This window comes from Allobosea sp. Root670 (genome assembly GCF_001429415.1).
Taxonomy (GTDB): Bacteria; Pseudomonadota; Alphaproteobacteria; order Rhizobiales; family Beijerinckiaceae; genus Allobosea; species Allobosea robiniae.
The window spans coordinates 239,964-259,850 of sequence record NZ_LMJU01000016.1 but is presented as its reverse complement, the minus strand read 5'-3'; the positions used below and the strand labels follow the sequence as shown (position 1 = coordinate 259,850).

At 66.6% G+C, this 19,887-nt stretch carries 18 protein-coding genes; 8 read left to right on the top strand and 10 right to left on the bottom strand.

Features of this window, described 5'->3' with window-relative positions; all coding sequences use genetic code 11:
- Positions 1 to 3 precede the first annotated feature (3 nt).
- The 3 genes from ASE61_RS16645 to ASE61_RS16635 form a co-directional block, all read right to left on the bottom strand.
- Positions 4 to 1,584, bottom strand: a complete 1,581-nt coding sequence (locus tag ASE61_RS16645) for a formate dehydrogenase beta subunit (protein WP_061968717.1) — start codon at positions 1,582 to 1,584, stop codon at positions 4 to 6.
- Positions 1,581 to 2,057: an NAD(P)H-dependent oxidoreductase subunit E gene (locus ASE61_RS16640; RefSeq protein WP_061968716.1), complete on the bottom strand. Its 477-nt coding sequence runs from the start codon at positions 2,055 to 2,057 to the stop codon at positions 1,581 to 1,583. Before ASE61_RS16640 ends, ASE61_RS16645 begins: the two co-directional genes overlap by 4 nt.
- Positions 2,058 to 2,284: 227 nt before the next feature.
- On the bottom strand, positions 2,285 to 3,199 hold the full coding sequence (locus tag ASE61_RS16635; RefSeq protein ID WP_244492883.1) for a LysR substrate-binding domain-containing protein: 915 nt from the start codon (positions 3,197 to 3,199) through the stop codon (positions 2,285 to 2,287).
- A gap of 209 nt (positions 3,200 to 3,408) precedes the next feature.
- Between ASE61_RS16635 and ASE61_RS16630 the strand changes: the two genes are divergently transcribed.
- Positions 3,409 to 4,440, top strand: a complete 1,032-nt coding sequence (locus ASE61_RS16630) for an LLM class flavin-dependent oxidoreductase (protein WP_061969146.1) — start codon at positions 3,409 to 3,411, stop codon at positions 4,438 to 4,440.
- Between the two features lie 126 nt (positions 4,441 to 4,566).
- Here the strand turns inward: ASE61_RS16630 and ASE61_RS16625 are convergent, their stop codons facing one another.
- Positions 4,567 to 5,064 carry an Lrp/AsnC family transcriptional regulator gene (locus tag ASE61_RS16625; RefSeq protein WP_061968714.1) on the bottom strand — a complete coding sequence of 166 codons (498 nt, stop codon included), beginning with the start codon at positions 5,062 to 5,064 and terminating at the stop codon, positions 4,567 to 4,569.
- A 230-nt stretch (positions 5,065 to 5,294) separates the two neighbouring features.
- Here ASE61_RS16625 and ASE61_RS16620 point away from each other — a divergent pair, with 230 nt between their 5' ends.
- The 5 genes from ASE61_RS16620 (at position 5,295) to ASE61_RS16600 (ending at position 10,817) form a co-directional block, all read left to right on the top strand.
- On the top strand, positions 5,295 to 6,554 hold the full coding sequence (locus tag ASE61_RS16620; RefSeq protein ID WP_061969144.1) for a 3-methyl-2-oxobutanoate dehydrogenase (2-methylpropanoyl-transferring) subunit alpha: 1,260 nt from the start codon (positions 5,295 to 5,297) through the stop codon (positions 6,552 to 6,554).
- Positions 6,555 to 6,558: 4 nt separating this feature from the next.
- Positions 6,559 to 7,575, top strand: a complete 1,017-nt coding sequence (locus ASE61_RS16615) for an alpha-ketoacid dehydrogenase subunit beta (protein ID WP_061968713.1) — start codon at positions 6,559 to 6,561, stop codon at positions 7,573 to 7,575.
- Positions 7,575 to 8,879 carry a dihydrolipoamide acetyltransferase family protein gene (locus ASE61_RS16610; RefSeq protein ID WP_061968711.1) on the top strand — a complete coding sequence of 435 codons (1,305 nt, stop codon included), beginning with the start codon at positions 7,575 to 7,577 and terminating at the stop codon, positions 8,877 to 8,879. Before ASE61_RS16615 ends, ASE61_RS16610 begins: the two co-directional genes overlap by 1 nt.
- A 10-nt stretch (positions 8,880 to 8,889) precedes the next feature.
- Positions 8,890 to 10,287: a dihydrolipoyl dehydrogenase gene (gene lpdA, locus ASE61_RS16605; protein WP_061968709.1), complete on the top strand. Its 1,398-nt coding sequence runs from the start codon at positions 8,890 to 8,892 to the stop codon at positions 10,285 to 10,287.
- Positions 10,288 to 10,409: 122 nt separating this feature from the next.
- Complete coding sequence (locus ASE61_RS16600; protein ID WP_061968707.1) at positions 10,410 to 10,817, top strand: DUF983 domain-containing protein; 408 nt, start codon at positions 10,410 to 10,412, stop codon at positions 10,815 to 10,817.
- Between the two features lie 13 nt (positions 10,818 to 10,830).
- Here ASE61_RS16600 and ASE61_RS16595 read toward each other — a convergent pair whose 3' ends face one another.
- A complete protein-coding gene (locus ASE61_RS16595; protein WP_061968705.1) occupies positions 10,831 to 12,192 on the bottom strand; it encodes a PLP-dependent aminotransferase family protein in 1,362 nt (453 codons plus the stop codon).
- 169 nt (positions 12,193 to 12,361) lie between these two features.
- On the opposite strand from ASE61_RS16595, the gene ASE61_RS16590 reads away from it, so the two are divergent.
- On the top strand, positions 12,362 to 12,850 hold the full coding sequence (locus ASE61_RS16590) for an Lrp/AsnC family transcriptional regulator (RefSeq protein ID WP_061968704.1): 489 nt from the start codon (positions 12,362 to 12,364) through the stop codon (positions 12,848 to 12,850).
- A 14-nt stretch (positions 12,851 to 12,864) separates the two neighbouring features.
- Here the strand turns inward: ASE61_RS16590 and mgrA are convergent, their stop codons facing one another.
- From mgrA to ASE61_RS16575, 3 genes are all read right to left on the bottom strand, one after another.
- Entirely contained in the window at positions 12,865 to 13,887 is a 1,023-nt protein-coding gene (gene mgrA, locus ASE61_RS16585) for an L-glyceraldehyde 3-phosphate reductase (RefSeq protein WP_061968702.1), read from the bottom strand.
- Positions 13,888 to 13,982: 95 nt separating this feature from the next.
- A complete protein-coding gene (locus ASE61_RS16580; RefSeq protein WP_061968701.1) occupies positions 13,983 to 15,413 on the bottom strand; it encodes an aldehyde dehydrogenase family protein in 1,431 nt (476 codons plus the stop codon).
- 249 nt (positions 15,414 to 15,662) lie between these two features.
- Positions 15,663 to 16,100, bottom strand: a complete 438-nt coding sequence (locus ASE61_RS16575; RefSeq protein WP_061968699.1) for an Lrp/AsnC family transcriptional regulator — start codon at positions 16,098 to 16,100, stop codon at positions 15,663 to 15,665.
- 128 nt (positions 16,101 to 16,228) lie between these two features.
- Between ASE61_RS16575 and ASE61_RS16570 the strand changes: the two genes are divergently transcribed.
- Positions 16,229 to 17,287 (top strand): ornithine cyclodeaminase, encoded by a 1,059-nt coding sequence (locus tag ASE61_RS16570; RefSeq protein WP_061968697.1) that lies wholly within the window; start codon positions 16,229 to 16,231, stop codon positions 17,285 to 17,287.
- 3 nt (positions 17,288 to 17,290) lie between these two features.
- Here the strand turns inward: ASE61_RS16570 and ASE61_RS16565 are convergent, their stop codons facing one another.
- Together ASE61_RS16565 and ilvA are read right to left on the bottom strand one after the other, a co-directional pair.
- Entirely contained in the window at positions 17,291 to 18,169 is an 879-nt protein-coding gene (locus ASE61_RS16565) for a LysR substrate-binding domain-containing protein (RefSeq protein WP_061968696.1), read from the bottom strand.
- 22 nt (positions 18,170 to 18,191) lie between these two features.
- On the bottom strand, positions 18,192 to 19,718 hold the full coding sequence (gene ilvA / locus ASE61_RS16560) for a threonine ammonia-lyase, biosynthetic (RefSeq protein WP_061969142.1): 1,527 nt from the start codon (positions 19,716 to 19,718) through the stop codon (positions 18,192 to 18,194).
- Positions 19,719 to 19,887 lie beyond the last annotated feature (169 nt).

Sequence of the window (19,887 nt, the reverse complement as noted above, 5' to 3'; positions counted from 1 at the left end):
TCCTCACTCGGCCGCCAGAGCAATTTTTTGCCGTGGGCTGGGAGTACGGTCGAAATCCTCGGGGAAATGGTCGAGCGCGCTCAGCACCGGCATCGGGGTCAAGCCGCCCATGGCGCAGAGCGATGCATCGATCATCAGCTTCGAGAGATCGCGCAGCACGGCGATGTTCTTCGGCACCTCGGTGCCCGCGATGATGCGGTCCATCACCTCGACGCCGCGCGTTGCGCCGATGCGGCAGGGCGTGCACTTGCCGCAAGATTCCTTGGCGCAGAACTCCATCGCGAAGCGCGCCTGCCGGGCCATGTCGACGCTGTCGTCGAAGACGACGATGCCGCCATGGCCGAGCATCGCCCGCATCGCAGCGAGCGCCTCGTAGTCCATCTGCACGTCGAGCTGTTCGGCCGTGAGATAGGCGCCCAGCGGCCCGCCGACCTGCACCGCCCGGATCGGCCGGCCCGAGAGCGTGTCGCCGCCCATATCCTCGATGATTTCGCGCAGCGAAATGCCGAAGGCGAGCTCGATCAACCCGCCGCGCCTGACATTGCCGCCGAGCTGGATCGGCAGCGTGCCGCGCGAGCGGCCCATGCCGTAATTCGCATAGGCCTGAGCGCCATGGTCCATGATCCAGGGCACGGCAGCGAAGGAGAGCACGTTGTTGACGACGGTCGGCTTGCCGAACAGGCCCTGAAGCGCCGGCAGCGGCGGCTTGGCACGGACGACGGCGCGCTTCCCTTCGAGGCTTTCGAGCAGCGAGGTCTCCTCGCCGCAGATATAGGCGCCGGCCCCGAGTCGGACTTCGAGATGGAAGGCGTGCTGCGAGCCCAGCACCGAGGCGCCGATCAGCCCGGCGGCTTCCGCCTTCAGGATCGCGCGCTGGAGGGTACGATGGGCATGCGGATATTCCGAGCGCAGGTAGATGTAGCCGCGCGTCGCGCCGACCGCGATCGCGGCGATCGTCATGCCCTCGATCACCAGATAGGGGTCGCCTTCGAACAGCATGCGGTCGGCGAAGGTGCCGCTGTCGCCCTCGTCGGCGTTGCAGACGATGTATTTCTGCTCCGCCCTGGCGTCGTGGACGGTCTTCCACTTGATCCCCGTTGGGAAGCCTGCGCCGCCGCGGCCGCGCAGGCCCGAAGCCTTCACGGCGTCGACGATCTCGCCGCCGGTCAGGCTGAGCGCCTTCTCCAGCCCCCTGAACCCGCCATGAGCGCGATAATCGGCGATCGAGAGCGGATCGATGACGCCGACGCGCTCGAAGGTGAGGCGCTGTTGGCGTTTCATCCAATCGAGCTCCTCGGTCTTGCCGAGGCGCAAGGGATGGGCGCCGCCCGAGGCGAAGTCGGCATCGAAGAGCGAGGGCACGTCCTTGGCCGCGACCGGCCCATAGGCGATCCGCCCCTCGGCTGTCTCGACCTCGACCAGCGGCTCCAGCCAGAGCATGCCGCGCGTGCCGTTGCGGACGATCTCGATGGCAAGCCCGCGCTTCGCCGCTTCGCTGGCGATGGCCTGCGCGACGGCTTCCGCGCCGACCGACAGGGCGGCGGCGTCGACGGGGACGAAGATGCGAACCGGGTTGGCGCTCATGAATGCGCCCTTCCGTGCTGGCAGAACCCGGCAATGCGGGCTGCGTCGACGCGCCCGATCAATTCGCCATCGACCAGGGCGGAAGGCCCGAGCGCGCAATTGCCGAGACAATACACCGTTTCGACGATGGCGTCGCCGGCATGGTGCTCGTCGACCGCGATACCATGCTTGGCGGAGAGTTCTGCGACGACGCTTTCGCAGCCCAAAGCCTGGCAGGCCTCCGCCCGGCAGAGCTTGACGATGCGGGCCGGCTGCGGGGCGGTCTTGAAATCGTGATAGAAGGAGATCGCGCCATGGACCTCGGCGCGCGACAGGTTCAGCACCTCCGCGATCAATGGCACGGCCTGCGGATCGACGTAGCCGAACTCGTCCCGAAGGGCGTGCAGCATCGGCAGCGTGGCGCCTTCCAGATGCGCCAGCCCCGCGACGATCATGCGTGCGCTGTCCTGATCCCAGGCCGGATAACCCGCCATCTTTCCTCCATAGGCCCGGTTCGCCGGGCGCTCGTTAAGGGGAGCGTGGTTGAAACTGGAATGATTTCAAATCGTTTCTTTCAACCGCATGATAGCTTATGACTATCAATCGGTGCGATATGAAGCTGCCTTTCCTCAGGGGATGGCTTGCAGCGCCTCGAAAGTTGCACCAAGCGCCGGTTTTGCGCTGCACAATGCTGCGGTGCTTCTACGACGATAGGCGAAGTCTATCGTACGATGGGCCGCCGCGGCAGCCCGGCATCGGTCACGGGCTTCGTCATCATCAGCAGGTTGCGGGCAAGCGGCGCCACCGGCTGACGGTCCGCCACGATCAGCCCGATCGTGCGCTGCGCCTCCGGCTCGACCAGCGAAAGGGCCCTCGTGCCGAGTGGCACGCCGAAGAATTCCAGCAATTGCAGCGAGACGATGCTGGCGACGCCCTGGATGCCGGCATGGGAGCACAGGTTGAAGATCGAGTTGGTCTCGATCATCGGCCGCGGCGCGGTGCCGACCGAGCGGAAGATGCCGTCGATGATGCGCCGGTTCTGCATGTCGCCGGTGAGCAGGCAGAGCTTCTGCTCGGCCGCTTCGGCCCAGGTGATGGTATCGCGCGCGCCAAAGGGTCCATCCTCGCGCGTCAGCAGGACATAGGATTCCTGATAGATCGGCTTGGAGATCACCCGGTCGAGCGGCTCGTTGTCGAGATAGGTCAGCCCGACATCGAGTTCGAAATCGTCGATGCCCTGCTGGATCTCCTGCGAGGTCAGCGAGAGCACGGTCAGTGACACCGCCGGATAGCGCTCCGAGAAGGGCGCGGTGATATGGGCGATCATCGGCAGGGCGGTCGGGATCGCGCCGAGCCGGATCCGGCCGGAGACGCCCTCGCGCAGTTCGGCGATCGAATCCTTCATCACCTCGGCCTCGGCCAGGATGCGCCTTGCATGGGCGAGCACGACCTCGCCCTCCTTGGTGAAGCCCTGGAAGCGCCGCCCGCGCTCGACGATCAGCACGCCAAGCTCCTCCTCGAGCTGCACGATCGCGGCCGAGAGCGTCGGCTGCGAGACATGGCAGGCCTCGGCCGCGCGGCGGAAATGCTTCTCGCGGGCGAGCGCGTCGAGATAGACCAGCTGGCGAATGATCATGGCGTCGGCTCGGAGGCGGCGGAGGTCGCCGCGCATCCGAGCATCGGCAGAGTTCGCTGCCGTTGCAAGCGAGGCGGTTGCATTCGTGCAAACAGGCTGTTGCTGCCGGGGCAACGCCTGGAGAATTGCGCTGCGGCAATCCCGACCCTAACTCCCGGAAGCCGGGATGGCCGGCAGGCAAAGGGCTGCGCCGCGGCCTCGGGATGATCATGGCACAGGAACTGGAATTCGGGCTCGACACCTTCGGCGACGTCACCAACGGGGCGGACGGCAAGCCGCTGCCGCATGCGCAGGTGATCCGCAATCTGGTCGACGAAGCCGTCCTGGCCGACGAGATCGGTATCGACTTCATCGGCGTCGGCGAGCATCACCGCGCCGATTTTGCGGTCTCCTCGCCGGAAACGGTGCTGGCCGGCATGGCCACGCGCACCAGCCGGATCAAGCTCGGCTCTGCCGTGACCGTGCTGAGCTCGGACGATCCGATCCGCGTCTTCCAGCGTTTCGCGACGGTCGATGCGCTCTCGAACGGGCGCGCCGAGGTCATCCTGGGTCGCGGCTCCTTCACCGAGTCCTTTCCGCTTTTCGGGCTGGACCTGCGTGATTACGAGAAGCTGTTCGAGGAGAAGCTCGACCTGTTCGCCGGCCTGCTGCCGCAGGAGCCGCTGACCTGGAAGGGCTCGATCCGCCCGCCGCTCAAGGACCAGCTGGTCTATCCGCCGATCGAGCATGGTTCGCTCAAGACCTGGATCGGCGTCGGCGGCAGCCCGGAATCGGTGGTGCGCGCGGTGCGCTACGACCTGCCCTTGATGCTCGCCATCATCGGCGGCGACCCGTTGCGCTTCAAGCCGTTCGTGGACTTGTACCACCGCGCCTATGGCCAGATCGGCAAGCCGGCCAAGCCCGTCGGCGTGCATTCGCCCGGCTATGTCGCGGCCACCGACGAGCAGGCCAGGGAGGAGTTCTTCCCGGCCTACAAGCAGATGCGCGACCGCATCGGCGCCGAGCGCGGCTGGCCTCCGATGGGTCGGGACGAGTTCGAGCAGGAGGTCGCGCGCGGCTCGCTCTATCTCGGCTCGCCCGAGACGGTGGCCCGTAAGATCGCCGCGACAGCCAAGGGGCTGGGCATCGCGCGGTTCCAGCTGAAGTACAGCGCCGGCCCGCTGGCGCATGAGAAGGCGATGGAGTGCATCCGGCTCTACGGCGAGAAGGTCGCGCCGCTGGTGCGGGAGATGCTGGCCTGACGCATCCATAAAGGCCGTCATTCTCGGGCGAAGCGAAGTGGAGACCCGAGAATCTCAGGCAGGATGAGGCTCAAGGAGCCTCTTTCGGCAGGAGATGCTCGGGTCAAGCCCGAGCATGACGGCCATTTAACCGACCACCTTCAGCGGATCGACGGACAGCGTCCGCTTCAGCGCCCGCAACCCGAAGGTCGTGCGCGTCTGGCGGACGCCCGGAATGCGGTAGATCGTTCCGCGCAGGAAGCGCTCGTAATGGTCGGTGCCGCTGACCACGACCTTGGCGAGATAGTCGTACTCGCCCGTCACCAGATGAGCCTCGACCACCTCTGGCGCGCGGCTCAGCGCCTCGCCGCATTGATCGAGCACCTTGTCGTCATGCTTGTCGAGCGTGATCTCGACGAAGACGATGTTGTTGTAGCCGAGCGCCTTATGGTCGAGCAGCGCGACATATTTCTCGATTGCGCCGGACTCCTCCAGTCGTTTCACCCGCGTCCAGCACGGGGAGGGGGATAGCCCGACCTTTTCGGCCAGGGCCTGCGTCGTGAGCCGCCCGTCGTCCCGCAACGCAGCGAGAATCTTGCGATCGATCAGATCGAGAGCAGGACCATTCTGGCTCTTTTTGTTCATCGGGATATCATTCTGAGAAAAGCGGCTATGGCAGACATTTCTTCTGCCTGATTTCGCCCTTCCCCGCAAATTCGGAATGAACCTCCGAACCGTCCCCGCTAGCGTTGGTTGCAAGGGGAACGATCGCCGGTCGGCTATGCGCCTTGGCCCGCATCTCTGAAGAGCGCCACAGGCGCTTGCGGGATGCGCGCGAAGGCGGAATGCTGGTGGCGTCAGGGATGGAGGCGCTCATGAGCAGCGACAAGTCAGGCCAGGCGCCGGCAGCAACCCAGCCACTGCAGTTCCACGTCCCCAAGCCGGCGAGTCGTCCGGGCGAAAAGCCTGACTTCTCCCATGTCGTGATCCCGAAGGCGGGCTCCGTCGCGCGGCCACCCGTCGATGTCGATCCCAAGGACATCCGCGATCTCGCCTATTCGATCATCCGCGTGCTCAATCGCGAGGGCGAGGCGGTCGGTCCCTGGGTGCCCGATCTCTCGCATGACGACCTGATCCGCGGCCTGCGCCACATGATGACACTGCGCACCTTCGACGGGCGCATGCAGATGGCACAGCGACAGGGCAAGACCTCGTTCTACATGCAGCATACGGGCGAGGAGGCGGTGAGCTGCGCCTTCCGTATCGCGCTCCAGCCCGGCGACATGAACTTCCCGACCTATCGCCAGGCAGGGCTCCTGATCGCGCACGACTATCCGCTCGTCGACATGATGTGCCAGATCTACTCGAACGAGCGCGACCCGATGAAGGGCCGGCAATTGCCGGTGATGTACTCCTCCAAGGAGCACGGCTTCTTCTCGATCTCCGGCAATCTCGCGACGCAGTACGTCCAGGCGGTCGGTTGGGCGATGGCCTCGGCGATCAAGAACGACACCCGCATCGCCGCTGCCTGGATCGGCGACGGCTCGACGGCGGAATCGGATTTCCACGCCGCGCTCGTCTTCGCCTCGACCTACAAGGCGCCGGTCGTCCTCAATGTCGTCAACAACCAGTGGGCGATCTCGACCTTCCAGGGCATCGCGCGCGGCGGCTCCGGCACCTTCGCGGCCCGTGGCCTCGGCTTCGGCATCCCGGCTTTGCGCGTCGACGGCAATGACTACCTCGCGGTCTATGCGGTCGCGCAATGGGCGGTCGAGCGCGCTCGCCGCAATCTCGGGCCGACGCTGGTCGAATACGTCACCTATCGCGCCGGCGCCCATTCCACCTCCGACGACCCTTCCGCCTATCGCCCCAAGCACGAATCCGACGACTGGCCCTTGGGTGATCCGCTGATCCGCTTGAAGCAGCATTTGATCGCGGTCGGCGCCTGGTCGGAAGAGCGCCACAAGCAAGCGGAGGCCGAAATCCTCGCCACCGTCATCGCCGCGCAGAAGGAGGCCGAGAGCTTCGGCACCCTGCATTCCGGCGGCAAGCCCTCGGCGCGCGACATCTTCGAGGACGTCTATGCCGAGCTGCCGCCGCATCTGCGCCGCCAGCGCCAGCAGATCGGAGTCTGACGCGATGGCACGCATGACGATGATCGAGGCGATCCGCTCCGCCATGGACGTCTCCATGGGCCGCGACGACGACGTCGTGGTCTTCGGCGAGGATGTCGGCTTCTTCGGCGGCGTCTTCCGCTGCACCCACGGGCTGCAGCAGAAATACGGGATGTCCCGCTGCTTCGATGCGCCGATCAGCGAGGCCGGCATCGTCGGCACCGCGATCGGCATGGCTTCCTACGGCCTCAAGCCCTGCATCGAGATCCAGTTCGCCGACTATATGTATCCGGCCTATGACCAGATCGTCTCGGAGGCTGCCCGCCTGCGCTATCGTTCGGCCGGCGACTTCACTTGCCCGCTGGTGATCCGCATGCCGACCGGCGGCGGCATCTTCGGCGGCCAGACCCATAGCCAGAGCCCGGAAGCGCTCTTCACCCATGTCTCCGGCCTGAAGACGATCGTTCCGTCCAACCCCTATGATGCCAAGGGCCTGCTGATCGCGGCGATCGAGGACCCCGACCCGGTGATCTTCCTGGAGCCGAAGCGGCTCTATAACGGCCCCTTCGACGGCCATCACGACAGGCCGATAACGGCCTGGTCGAAGCATGAGCTCGCCGAGGTGCCGGAGGGCCATTACACCGTGCCGCTCGGCAAGGCGGTGACGCGGCGCGCGGGCTCTGCCGTCACCATCCTCGCCTATGGCACCATGGTCCATGTCGCGCTGGCGGCCGCCGAGGATACCGGCATCGACGCCGAGGTCATCGACCTGCGTACCCTCGTCCCGCTCGATCTCGACGCGATCGTCGCCTCGGTCCAGAAGACCGGCCGCTGCATCGTGCTGCACGAGGCGACGCTCACCTCAGGCTTCGGCGGCGAGCTTACGGCGCTGGTGCAGGAGCACTGCTTCTACCATCTGGAGGCGCCGGTGATGCGCGTCACCGGTTGGGACACGCCCTATCCGCATGCGCAGGAATGGGATTATTTCCCCGGCCCGGCCCGCCTCGGACAGGCGCTGCGCGACATCATGGAGGCACGCTGATGGCCGAGCGCATCATCAAGCTGCCGGATGTCGGCGAAGGCATTGCGGAAGCCGAGCTCGTCGAGTGGCACGTTAAGGTCGGCGACATCGTCCGCGAGGACGATCTGCTCGCCGCCGTGATGACCGACAAGGCGACGGTGGAGATTCCCTCGCCGGTCGAGGGCGAGGTCACCTGGGTCGGCGCCGAGGTCGGCGATACCGTCGCGATCGGCTCGGCCATCGTGAAGCTGAAGGTTGCGGGCGAAGGTGCGGCAGCCGAGGAGCCTGCTGAGGAAGCGCTCGCCGAGAAGCCGGCCGCTGCTTCCGCGGCCCCAGCGCCCAAAGCGGAAAAGCCAGCCGCGCCGGCTGCCCCTGCCAAGCCGACAGCACCGCCTCAGCCGGCTCCCAAGCCCATGCGCGCTGACGCCGCCCCCGCTCAGCGCCGCACACCGGGCGAGAAGCCGCTGGCCTCGCCAGCCGTGCGCCTCAAGGCCCGCGAGGCCGGGGTCGATCTGCGCCAGGTCCAGGGCACGGGCCCTGCCGGCCGCATCACCCATCAGGATATCGACGCCTTCCTGCTGCGCGGTCCCGAGCCGGTCCGTGGCGGCGGGCTCGTCGAGCAGAGCGCCGTTACCGAGGTCAAGATCGTCGGCCTGCGCCGCCGCATCGCCGAGAAGATGGCGCTGTCGAAATCGCGCATCCCGCACATCACTATCGTCGAGGAGATCAACGTCTCGCCGCTGGAGGATTTGCGCGCGACGCTCAACAAGAGGCCGACGCCGGAGCGGCCGAAGCTGACGCTGCTGCCCTTCCTGATGCGCGCCATGGTCAAGGCGCTCGCCGAACAGCCGGCGCTGAACGCGCTCTATGACGATGATGCCGGGATCGTGCGCCAGCATGCGGCGATCAACATCGGCATCGCCACGCAGACGCCGACCGGCCTGATCGTGCCGGTGGTGAAGCATGCCGAGGCGCGCGATCTCTGGGGCTGCGGCATCGAGCTTGCTCGTCTCGCCGAGCGCGGCCGCGACGGCACTGCGACGCGCGACGAGCTGACCGGCTCGACCATCACCATCACCTCGCTCGGCGCGCTCGGCGGCATCGCGACCACGCCGGTGATCAACTATCCTGAAGTCGCCATCGTCGGCGTCAACAAGATGGTCGTGCGCCCGGTCTGGGACGGCACCACCTTCGTGCCGCGCAAGATGATGAACCTCTCCTCCAGCTTCGACCACCGCGTCATCGATGGCTGGGACGCTGCCGTCTTCGTGCAGCGGCTGAAGGAGCTGCTGGAGAACCCGGCCACGCTCTTCGTGGACATCTGAGGAGCGTGCCATGACCGAAATCACCTGCAAGCTCCTCGTCATCGGCGCCGGCCCCGGCGGCTATGTCTGCGCCATCCGTGCCGGCCAGCTCGGCATCGATACCGTCATCGTCGAGAGCACCAAGCTCGGCGGTTCCTGCCTCAATGTCGGTTGCATCCCCTCCAAGGCGATGATCCATGTCGCCGAGGAATTCGAGAAGGCGGTGGAAGCCGCCGCCGGCAAGACGCCTCTCGGCCTGACTGCGGCCGAGCCGAAGCTCGACCTGAAACAGGCGGTGGCCTGGAAGGACGGCATCGTCCAGCGCCTCAACAACGGCGTCGCCGGCCTGCTGCGCAAGGCCAAGGTCAAGATCGTCCATGGCAAGGCCCGCTTCCGCGACGGCAAGACCGTCGTGGTCGAGACCGAGACCGGCCCGAAGACGATCCAGGCAGAGGCCATCGTCATCGCGACCGGCTCCGCCCCGGTCGAATTGCCCTTCCTGCCCTTCGGCGGGAACACCATCTCCTCGACCGGCGCGCTGGCGCTGACCGAGGTTCCGAAGCGTCTCGTCGTGGTCGGCGGCGGCTATATCGGGCTGGAACTGGGCACCGCCTTCGCCAAGCTCGGCGCCAAGGTCACCGTGGTCGAGGCGCAGGACAAGATCCTGCCGCTCTACGATGCCGAGCTGACCGGCCCCATCTCCAAGCGCCTGACCGCGCTCGGCGTCGAGGTGCTGCTAGGGGCCAAGGCGCTCGGCCCGACGCCCAAGGGCGATGGCCTGCGCATCGAGACGGCAGACGGCAAGGAGCGCAGCCTGCCGGCCGACAAGATCCTGGTCACCGTCGGCCGCAAGCCGGTCACGGACGGTCTCGGGCTCGAAAATCTCGTGCTCGACATGGACGGGCGCTTCATCCGCATCGGCGAGCGCTGCGAGACGGCGATGCGCGGCATCTACGCCATCGGCGACGTCACCGGCGAGCCGATGCTGGCGCATCGCGCCATGGCGCAGGGCGAGATGGTGGCGGAGATCGTCGCCGGCCTGCCGCGGGCCTGGGACAAGCGCGGCATCGCGGCGATCTGCTTCACCGATCCCGAGATCGTCTCGGTCGGCCTCTCGCCAGACGAAGCCAAGCGCGCCGGCCATGAGTTGAAGATCGGCCAGTTCCCCTTTGCCGCCAATGGCCGGGCCATGACTCGCCATGGCGAGGCCGGCTTCGTGCGCGTCGTCGCGCAGGCGGGGAGCGAATTGGTGCTCGGTATCCAGGCGGTCGGACAGGGCGTCTCGGAATTGTCGGCGGCTTTCGGGCTCGCGATCGAGATGGGCGCGACCCTGCAGGACATCGCCGGCACGATCCACGCCCATCCGACGCTGGGCGAGGCCTTCCCGGAAGCCGCGATGAAGGCGCTGGGTCACGCGCTGCATATCTGACGCTCCCGCGACCGATCCGCGCAGGCAGTCAGCTAAGATGCATACAATCTTGACATTGTCTGTATCGAGAGCGATCTGAAGGACGACGCCAAATGAACGGCGCCGTCCCGAGGAGACATTCCATGTCCGGCGAGCACTGGCCGCCACTCTCTCCGCTCCAGACCGGCCTGCGCGGCCGCTGCCCGCGCTGCGGGCAGGGCAAGATGTTCGAGGGCTTCCTGAAGCTGAAGCCGAAATGCGAGAATTGCGGCCTGGATTATTCCTTCGCCGACCCCGCTGACGGCCCGGCCTTCTTCGTGATGATGTTCCTCTGCATCCCGGCCGTGGCGTTCCCGCTCTGGCTGGAATTGAGCTACAACCCGCCGACCTGGGTGCATCTGGTCACGACATTGCCGCTGATCCTGGCGACCTGCATCCCGCCCTTGCAGCCGCTCAAGGGCTGGCTGATCGCCTCGCAATATTTCCACAAAGCGGAGGAGGGCCGGCTCGCCCGCGCGGTGCCGCAGGACAAGCCGGTCGCCTCCAACTGAGCCAGCCGGGCGCTCAGCCACCGTCGCGGATCAATGCGGCGAGCAGGCCGAGCGCTTCCGCCAGCCGCGCCCGTTCCGGAATCGCACCCAGCGCAATCCGGATCGCATCCGGCGCCACGCCGCCCGTGCTGAAGGCATCGGCGGCCATCACGCCAAGCCCGGCCTCGCGGGCGCGCTCGATCAACCGGTCGCGTGCCCAATGGGTGGGCAGGGGCTGCCAGACATGCAGCGCATGCGGATGAGCCTGCATCGTCTCGGGCAGGATCCCCCGCGCCAGCGTTTGCCGTTCAGCCGCCTCGCGCCGCACGCCATCCAGCAGGTCTTTCGCCGCGCCGATCCTGATCCAATGCGCCGCGAGCGCCGTCATCAGAGGGGCGGGCATCAGCGCTGTCGCCCGCAATGCGGCGAGGAACGGCGTGCTGTCGGCCCCCTCCGGCATCGCCATGAAAGCCGTGCGCAGGCCGGGCGTCAGCACCTTCGACAGGGTTGCGACATGCCATGTTCGCTCGGGCGCCAGCGCTGCCAGCGGCACGGGCGCATCGCCCGCGAGCAGGCTGTAGGGGTCGTCCTCGATCAGGGTGAGATCACGCTTGCGGGCGACGGCGATGAGGTCGATGCGGCGCCTTTCCGGGATCGTGGTGCAGGTCGGGTTCTGCAGCGTCGGCGTCAGGGCGAACAGTTTTGCGTCGTAGCGGCTCGCAGCCTCGTCGAGCGCATCCGGGAGCGGGCCGTTTTCATCGCTTGCGACCGGAGCCATCGCGAGCCCGCGTTGCCGCGCCGCACCGATCAGGCCGGGATAGGCCAGCCGCTCCAGCAGGATCGTCTCGCCGGGCCGGGCCAGCAGCGAGAGCAAGGCGTTGAGCCCGGTCTGGGCACCGGGAACGACGGCGATGCGCTGCGGGGAAACCGTGCCCATCAGAGGCGCGAGCCATGCCGCGCCGGCCGCGCGCTCGGCCAATGAGCCCGCGCCGCCATGATAGTTCATCAGCTGGTCGACATCGCTGCGCGCCAGGATTTCGGCGATGCCGCGCTGCATGAACTCGCCGAGCCGCAGGCCCTTCGGCGCCGGTGGTATGGTCATGCTGAGATCGAGCGGCGGGCCTTCCCGCTCCTGCCTTGCCGAGATGAAGGACCCGCGCCCTGTCACCGCGTCGATCAACCCGCGTTCGCGCGCCTCGCCGAAGGCGCGCGTCACGGTGGTGAGGTCGACCGCGAGATGCTCGGCGAGGCGCCTTTGCGGCGGCAGCCGGTCACCGGGCCGCAATAGTCCGGTTGTGACGGCCTGTTCGAGCTGCGCGACGATCTGCAGGTAGCGCGGCCCGGCTGCCGGATCGAGCCGGCCGGTCCAATGGAGCGCCTCATCGCTATCGGCCATCGCCAAACCTGATTTCCATACATTCATTGGATTGTAGGTATCGCATAGCGCGACCGAGCTCAGCGCGCCAGCGCTATGCGCCGCCGACGCTCGCTTTCGCGGAGATGCCGGTGGTGGCGGGCGGTGTCTCCTGTCATAGAGCGATTTCAGCCGGGACCGGAGACAAGGCATGGCACGCCTGCGCATCGATGCGCTCGACCGCAAGATTATCGCGGAATTGCAGATCAATTCGCGCCTCTCAGTGCAGGACCTGGCCGAGCGGGTGGGGCTTTCCGCCTCGCCCTGCGCGCGCCGCATCCGCATCCTGGAGGAAGCGGGCGTCATCACCGGCTATGCCGCGATCATCGACCAGACCAAGGTCGGCCTGCCAATCAGCGTCTTCGTCTCGATCAAGCTGGAGCGCCAGCGCGAGGATGAGCTCGACCGTTTCTCGCAGGCCGTGGCGCGCTGGCCCGAGGTGGTCGACTGCTACCTGATGACCGGCCAGCGCGACTATCTCATGCGCATCGTCGTGCGCGACCTGCCGGCCTATGAGCGCTTCCTCAAGGACAAGCTCACCCGCCTCGACGGCGTCGCCTCGATCGAGTCGAGCTTCGCGCTAGGCCAGGTGAAGCGCTCGAGCGCCCTGCCGATCGCGGCGGTGCCGGAGGAAGATTAAGGCGGCGGAGCGGTCTACCGCTCCGCCGAAGCCGCCCAGATATTGATCCCGCCATCGACCGCATGCCTGTCGATCGCAGCCAGCTCCTCCGCCGAGAATTCCGGGTTCTTCAGCGCGGCGACGCAATCCGTCACCTGCTCCGGCCGGCTCGCGCCGATCAGGGCGGAGGTCACCCGCCCGCCGCGCAGTACCCAGGCGATCGCCATCTGGGCGAGGCTCTGGCCGCGTGCCCCTGCGATCTCGTTCAGCGCCGCGATGCTCCTGAGATTGGCCTCGCTGAGGAAGCCGTCGCGGAAGGAGGGCGCCTTCTTGTCGGCTCGGCTGCCGGCCGGCACACCCTTCAGGTATTTGTCGGTCAGCATGCCCTGCGCCAGCGGCGAGAACACGATCGAGCCGATGCCCTCCGCGTCGAGCGTGTCGAGCAGGCCGTCCTGCTCGATCCAGCGGTTCAGCATCGAATAGCTCGGCTGGTGGATCAGGCAGGGCGTGCCGAGCCGGCGCAGGATCGCGACCGCCTCCTGCGTGCGCTTCGCATTATAGGAGGAGAGGCCGACATAGAGCGCCTTGCCCTGGCGCACGATGGCGTCGAGCGCGCCCACCGTCTCCTCCAGCGGCGTGTTGGGGTCGAAGCGGTGCGAATAGAAGATGTCGACATAGTCGAGCTTCATCCGCTTCAGGCTCTGGTCGAGGCTCGAGATCAGGTATTTGCGGCTACCCCATTCGCCATAGGGGCCCGGCCACATCCGGTAGCCGGCCTTGGTCGAGATGACGAGCTCGTCGCGATAACCCGCGAAATCCTGGCCCAGAATCTCGCCGAAAGCGGTCTCGGCCGAGCCGGGCGGGGGGCCGTAATTATTGGCGAGGTCGAAATGGGTGATGCCAAGATCGAAAGCCGTGCGGCAGATATCGCGCATGTTGGCATGGTTGCCGGTCTCGCCGAAATTCTGCCAGAGGCCGAGCGAGAGCGCCGGCAATTGCAGCCCGCTGCGGCCGCAGCGGTTGTAGCGCATCGCGTCGTAGCGGTTCGGATTCACCATGGATCGGCCCTCTCAATCGATTGAAACGGAGAATAAAATGAAGGCCCGGCGGTTTTTGGTTCACCGGGCCTCGTTGTCGTCAGGTCGCGATACGATCAGGCCGCGGCGTAACCGACCGTGCCCTTGATCTCCAGGAACTCCTCGAGGCCGAAATCGGCATATTCGCGGCCGTTGCCGGACTGCTTGTAGCCGCCGAAGGGCGCGCCGGCGTCCCAGGCCGGATAGTTGATATAGACATTGCCCGCGCGCATCTGGCCCGCGATCTTGCGGGCGCGCTCCTGCGAGCCGGACTGGACATAGGCAGCCAGGCCGTAGGGCGTGTCGTTGGCGCGCGAGACCACCTCGTCGTCGTTCTTGTAGGGCAGGATCGAGAGCACGGGGCCGAAGATTTCCTCGCGGGCGATCGTCATCTCGTCGGTCACGCCGCCGAACACGGTCGGGCGCACATAGTAGCCGCGGTTGAGCCCTTCCGGACGGCCGGCGCCGCCGGTGACCAGCGTCGCGCCTTCCTTGATGCCGGCCTCGATCAGGCGCTGGATCTTGTCGTACTGGACCTCGCTGACGACGGGGCCGAGGAAGACGCCATCCGCCGAGGGAGCACCGACCTTGAGCGGCTCGGCCACCTGCTTGGCGATGGCGAGGGCCTCCTCATGCAGCTTCTCCGGCACGAACATCCGGGTCGGCGCATTGCAGGACTGGCCGGAGTTGCGCATCACGCTCTCGACGCCGAGCTTCACCGACTTCTTCAGGTCGGCATCATCAAGGATGATGTTGGCCGACTTGCCGCCGAGCTCCTGATGCACGCGCTTGACGGTATCCGCCGCCGCCTTGGCAACGAGGATGCCGGCGCGCGTCGAGCCGGTGAAGGAGACCATGTCGACGCCCGGATGGCGCGAGATGGCTTCGCCGACCGTCGGGCCGTCGCCGTTGACGAGGTTGAACACGCCCTTCGGCACGCCGGCCTCTTCCATCGCTTCCGCGAAGATGATGGCGTTGAGCGGCGCGATCTCGGAGGGCTTGAGCACCATCGTGCAGCCGGCGGCGAGCGCAGGCGCGACCTTGCACATGATCTGGTTCAGCGGCCAGTTCCACGGCGTGATCATGCCGACGACGCCGATCGGCTCCTTGGCGATCAGGGTGGTGCCGCGCAGCTCCTCGAACTCGAAGTTTTCGAGAGTTTCGATCATCTTGGCGAGATGGGCGGTGCCCATCGCCGCCTGCGCCCGATGCGCCAGCTCCTTCGGCGCGCCCATCTCGCGAGAAAGGATGTTCGCGATGTCGTCGTAGCGCTTCTTGTAGGCTTCGGCGAGGCGGCGCATCAGGGCGAGGCGCTCGGCCTTGGAGGTGGCGGCGAAGGCGGGGAAGGCGGCGCGGGCCGCGGCGACGGCCTTGTCGACATCGGCCTGCTCGCCGAGCGCGATCGTGGCGAAGACCTCCTCGTTCGACGGATCGATCACGCCGAGCGTGCGATTGCCGGACGGCTTCACCCACTGGCCGTCGATATAGAATTCGAGCTCATGCGCCATGTCTGGTCTCCTGCCTTGGTCTTGGCCCAAGACGCGGACGGCCTGCCGGGAAACGGCCGATCATCCATGCCCCGAGCGGGAACTGTGGTTGTCCGACGCGAACGGGCAGCCCTGCGCGATCATGCATCGCCGGCCGCCACCAACGCTGTATCTGACGAGGCATAACGTTAGGGGGCGGATGCGCGCCTGTCACGAGGCGCCGCGCCGCGTTTGCGGATGGCCGCCATGCAGCGGCGCTTCTTGTCGAGACTAGAGCCGCGCCTTGACGCTGCGCGGCGTCGCCAGCAGCAGGCTGGTCTCGCTGTTGGTCACGCCGGGGATCATGCGGATATGCCTGAGCACCTGGTCGAAGGCGATCAGGTCGGAGGTGCCGAGCTCGACCACGAGGTCCCAGTTGCCGTTGGTGGTGTGGATGTTGGAGACCTCGGTGAAGCCGGAGAGAGCATCGATCACCGAATCCGCCGCCTGCCCGGCGATCTCGATCATCGTGATGCCGCGTACGGGTAAGTCGATGGCGTCCGAGCGCAGGATCACGGTGAAGCCGATGATCTCGCCGGATTGCTCCAGCTTCTCCAGCCGCGCGCGGACGGTCGCCCGCGTCAGGCCGAGATCGGCGGCGAGGTCCGAGATACTGCGGCGCCCGTCATGGCGTAGCAGGGTAATGAGCTTGCGGTCGAGATCATCCATTAGCCGAAATGGATAGATGACTTTGTCATATCGATCAATCTTGGCGCCGATCTGGTCGTTTTGGCTTCTATCGCCTGCCGCCGAAAACAGGGACAATCGCTCCTTCAACGAGAACAGCGCGGGGACCCATGATTCAGCAGCTCAACGTCGTGCCTTTCGTCAGCGTCGACCACATGATGAAGCTGGTCCATGCGATCGGTATCGAGCGGATGCTGTCCGACATCGCCGGCTATATCGAGGATGATTTCCGGCGCTGGGAGATCTTCGACAAGACGCCGCGCATCGCCTCGCACAGCCTCGAAGGCGTGATCGAATTGATGCCGACCAGCGACGGCAAGCTCTACGGCTTCAAATACGTCAACGGCCACCCGAAGAACATGAAGGCCGGCCTGCAGACGGTCACGGCCTTCGGCCTGCTCTCGGATGTCGCGACCGGCTATCCCGTTCTGCTCTCGGAGATGACCTTCCTGACCGCGCTCCGCACGGCGGCGATGTCGGCAGTGGCGGCGAAGCATCTTGCGCCGAAGAATGCTTCGACCATGGCGATCATCGGCAATGGCGCACAATCCGAATTCCAGGCCTTCGCCTTCCGCGCGATCCTCGGCATCGAGAACCTGCGGCTCTACGATGTCGATCCGGCTGCGACCGAGAAATGCGCCCGGAACCTCGCGCGGCACGGCTTCAGGATCACGCGCTGCGCCACCGCAATGGAAGCGGTCGAGGCCGCCGAGATCGTCACCACCGTCACGGCCGACAAGCAATACGCGACGATCCTGACCGACAACATGGTCGGCGCCGGCATCCATATCAACGCGGTCGGCGGCGATTGCCCCGGCAAGACCGAGATCCATCGCGACGTGCTGCTGCGCTCCTCGATCTTCGTCGAGTATCCGCCGCAGACCCGTATCGAAGGCGATATCCAGCAGCTCGACGCCGATCATCCGGTCGAGGAGCTCTGGAAGGTCATCACGGGAGCGGCTCAAGGGCGGACCGATGCCCGCCAGATCACGATGTTCGACTCGGTCGGCTTCGCGATCGAGGACTTTTCGGCACTGCGTTATGTCTACGAGCGCATCCGCGAGGCCGGCACCTATGTCGATCTCGACCTGATCGCCGATCCCGATGATTCCCGCGATCTCTTCGGCATGCTGATGCGCGCCGCACCGGGCTCGGCTGCGGCAGCCTGAGGTTCAGCCAGCCTGACTAAGCGCGAGGAACGCCGCCGCCGCCTTGGCGAGGTAGCGTTCCTTGTGGCGCAGCGCGAGGAAGCGGCGCTTCGGCAGCGGCAGCGCCACGGTGGCGAGGCGTCCGGCGGCGATGGCGTTGGCGGCGACGAGCCGCGAGATCGCGGTCGCGCCCGCGCCGGCCGCAACCGCGGCGCAGATCGCCTCGTTGGACGGCAGTTCCAGCGCCACGCTGAGGTCGTCTGCCGCGAGGCCGAGTCCCGGCAGCGCCGCCTCGAACATCGCCCGTGTCCCCGAGCCCGCTTCGCGAAGGACCCAGCCGCCTCGCGAGAGCTCCTCGGCTGATGGGGCGCTTTTCGCCCAGGGGTGGCCAGCCGGCACGACGATAACGAGTTCGTCTTCGTCGACCTCAGTCATGGAGAGGGCCGGGTCGTCGATCTCGCCTTCGATGAAGCCGAGATCGGCCACGCCGTCACGGATGGTGGCGCTCACGGTTTCGGTATTGCCGATCGCGAGCGAGACGGCGATGCCGGGATGCTTCCGGCGAAAGCGCTGGATCACCGGCGGCAGCCAGTAATTCGCGACGGTCTGGCTCGCCACCAGCGCAAGCGAGCCGCGCGCCAGCCCCGAGAGATCGGAGAGTACGGCTTCGGCAGCTGTCGCTCGCGCCAGCACGGCGCGCGCCTCGATCAGGAAGAGCTTGCCGGCCTCGGTCAGGGCGATGCGCCGGCCGATCCGATCGAACAGCTTGGTAGCATAGCGCGCCTCCAGCGTCGTAATCGCGGAACTCACCGCCGATTGCGTGAGGTTGAGGGCCCGCGCGCCTTGCGTCAGGTGCTCGCGCTCGGCGACGGCGACGAAGATGCGCAGCTGTTCGAGCGTCATGCTTCCACCTTAAGCCGATTATTCACGCCGCCGGCATCTCCGCCAGGAACGACAGATAGGCCGGGTTGTCGCTCTCGCTCCAATAGGGATAGCCGAGCGCATCGAGTCGCTTCGCGAGCTGCCCGCGCTGGGCCGGCGGGATCTGGATGCCCGCGAGGATGCGGCCGTAATCGGCGCCGTGGTTGCGGTAATGGAACAGCGAAATGTTCCAGTCCGCCGAGAGGCTGTTGAGGAATTTCAGCAGCGCGCCCGGCCGCTCCGGGAACTGGAAGCGGAAGATCAATTCGTCGCCGAGCCCCGGCGCCTTGCCGCCGACCATGTAGCGGATATGCAGCTTGGCGAGTTCGTTGTCGCTCATGTCGAGCACGGGGTATCCATGCTCGGTCAGCATCGCGATGATCTGGTGCTTCTCGGCATCGCCCTCGGAGAGTTGCACGCCGACGAAGATGCGCGCGGCCTTCGGATCGGAATAGCGATAGTTGAACTCGGTGATGGCGCGCCGGCCGAGCAATTCGATGAAGGCGCGATAGGCGCCGGGCTTCTCGGGGATCGTCACCGCCAGCAGCGCCTCGCGATGCTCGCCGATCTCGGCCCGCTCGGCGATATGGCGCAGGCGGTCGAAATTCATGTTGGCGCCGCTGTTGATCGCGATCAGCGCGCCGCTGCGCTTGGCCTCGCGCGCCGCATAGGCCTTCAAGCCCGCGAGGCTGACGGCACCGGACGGTTCGGCGATGGCGCGTGTATCCTCGAAGATGTCCTTTACCGCCGCGCAGATCTCGTCGGTCGAAACGGTGACGACCTCGTCGAGCAGTTCGCGGCAGAGCCTGAAGGTCTCCTCGCCCGCCTGCCGCACCGCGACGCCATCGGCGAAGAGCCCGACCTGATCGAGCACTACGCGTTCCCCGGCCGCGATCGCACCGGCCATGGAGGCGGCATCCTCGGGCTCGACGCCGATCACCTTGATCTCGGGCCGCAGGAACTTGGCGTAGACCGCGACGCCGGCCGCGAGCCCGCCGCCGCCGATCGGCACGAAGATCGCCTCGATCGGATCGGAATGCTGGCGCAGGATCTCCATGCCGACCGTGCCCTGGCCGGCGATGACGTCCGGGTCGTCGTAGGGGTGGACGAAGGTCAGCCCCTTCTCGGCTTCGAGCTTGCGGGCATGGCCATAGGCCTCGTCGAAATTCTCGCCGTGGAGCACGACGCGCCCGCCCATGCTGCGCACGGCCTGGACCTTGATGTCCGGCGTGGTGCGCGGCATCACGATGGTCGCCTTGATGCCGAGCTTCTTCGCCGCCAGCGCCACGCCCTGCGCGTGGTTGCCGGCCGAGGCGCAGATCACGCCGCGCTCGGCCTCGATGGCGGAAAGCCCGGCGATCTTGTTGTAGGCGCCGCGCAGCTTGAACGAGAAGACGGGCTGCAGGTCCTCGCGCTTCAGCAGGGCGCCGCCGCCGATGCGGGCGGACAATCGCGGCAGCGGGTCGAGCGGGCTTTCGATCGCGACGTCATAGACGCGCGCCCCGATGATCTTGCGGATGTAGTCTTGCATGGCCGGCCCGTCCTTCCCGGTCGCGATAGTCCTCCGCGCCGGGATGTCAATCGCGACAGTTGCGTGCGGCGAGGGGCAGGTGGCGTCGGCCATGCGCGAGGCGGGATTGCCAAGCCCCCGGCTGGCGCGCGAAAGCGTTGAGCGAAACAAGGCGCCGCGCAGCGATGGT

Coding starts and splice junctions, on each gene's coding strand:
- ASE61_RS16645 (WP_061968717.1), bottom strand. CDS start 1,584: ATGAGCGCCAACCCGGTTCGCATCTTCGTCCCCGTCGACGCCGCCGCC.
- ASE61_RS16640 (WP_061968716.1), bottom strand. CDS start 2,057: ATGGCGGGTTATCCGGCCTGGGATCAGGACAGCGCACGCATGATCGTC.
- ASE61_RS16635 (WP_244492883.1), bottom strand. CDS start 3,199: ATGATCATTCGCCAGCTGGTCTATCTCGACGCGCTCGCCCGCGAGAAG.
- ASE61_RS16630 (WP_061969146.1), top strand. CDS start 3,409: ATGGCACAGGAACTGGAATTCGGGCTCGACACCTTCGGCGACGTCACC.
- ASE61_RS16625 (WP_061968714.1), bottom strand. CDS start 5,064: ATGAACAAAAAGAGCCAGAATGGTCCTGCTCTCGATCTGATCGATCGC.
- ASE61_RS16620 (WP_061969144.1), top strand. CDS start 5,295: ATGAGCAGCGACAAGTCAGGCCAGGCGCCGGCAGCAACCCAGCCACTG.
- ASE61_RS16615 (WP_061968713.1), top strand. CDS start 6,559: ATGGCACGCATGACGATGATCGAGGCGATCCGCTCCGCCATGGACGTC.
- ASE61_RS16610 (WP_061968711.1), top strand. CDS start 7,575: ATGGCCGAGCGCATCATCAAGCTGCCGGATGTCGGCGAAGGCATTGCG.
- lpdA (WP_061968709.1), top strand. CDS start 8,890: ATGACCGAAATCACCTGCAAGCTCCTCGTCATCGGCGCCGGCCCCGGC.
- ASE61_RS16600 (WP_061968707.1), top strand. CDS start 10,410: ATGTCCGGCGAGCACTGGCCGCCACTCTCTCCGCTCCAGACCGGCCTG.
- ASE61_RS16595 (WP_061968705.1), bottom strand. CDS start 12,192: ATGGCCGATAGCGATGAGGCGCTCCATTGGACCGGCCGGCTCGATCCG.
- ASE61_RS16590 (WP_061968704.1), top strand. CDS start 12,362: ATGGCACGCCTGCGCATCGATGCGCTCGACCGCAAGATTATCGCGGAA.
- mgrA (WP_061968702.1), bottom strand. CDS start 13,887: ATGGTGAATCCGAACCGCTACGACGCGATGCGCTACAACCGCTGCGGC.
- ASE61_RS16580 (WP_061968701.1), bottom strand. CDS start 15,413: ATGGCGCATGAGCTCGAATTCTATATCGACGGCCAGTGGGTGAAGCCG.
- ASE61_RS16575 (WP_061968699.1), bottom strand. CDS start 16,100: ATGGATGATCTCGACCGCAAGCTCATTACCCTGCTACGCCATGACGGG.
- ASE61_RS16570 (WP_061968697.1), top strand. CDS start 16,229: ATGATTCAGCAGCTCAACGTCGTGCCTTTCGTCAGCGTCGACCACATG.
- ASE61_RS16565 (WP_061968696.1), bottom strand. CDS start 18,169: ATGACGCTCGAACAGCTGCGCATCTTCGTCGCCGTCGCCGAGCGCGAG.
- ilvA (WP_061969142.1), bottom strand. CDS start 19,718: ATGCAAGACTACATCCGCAAGATCATCGGGGCGCGCGTCTATGACGTC.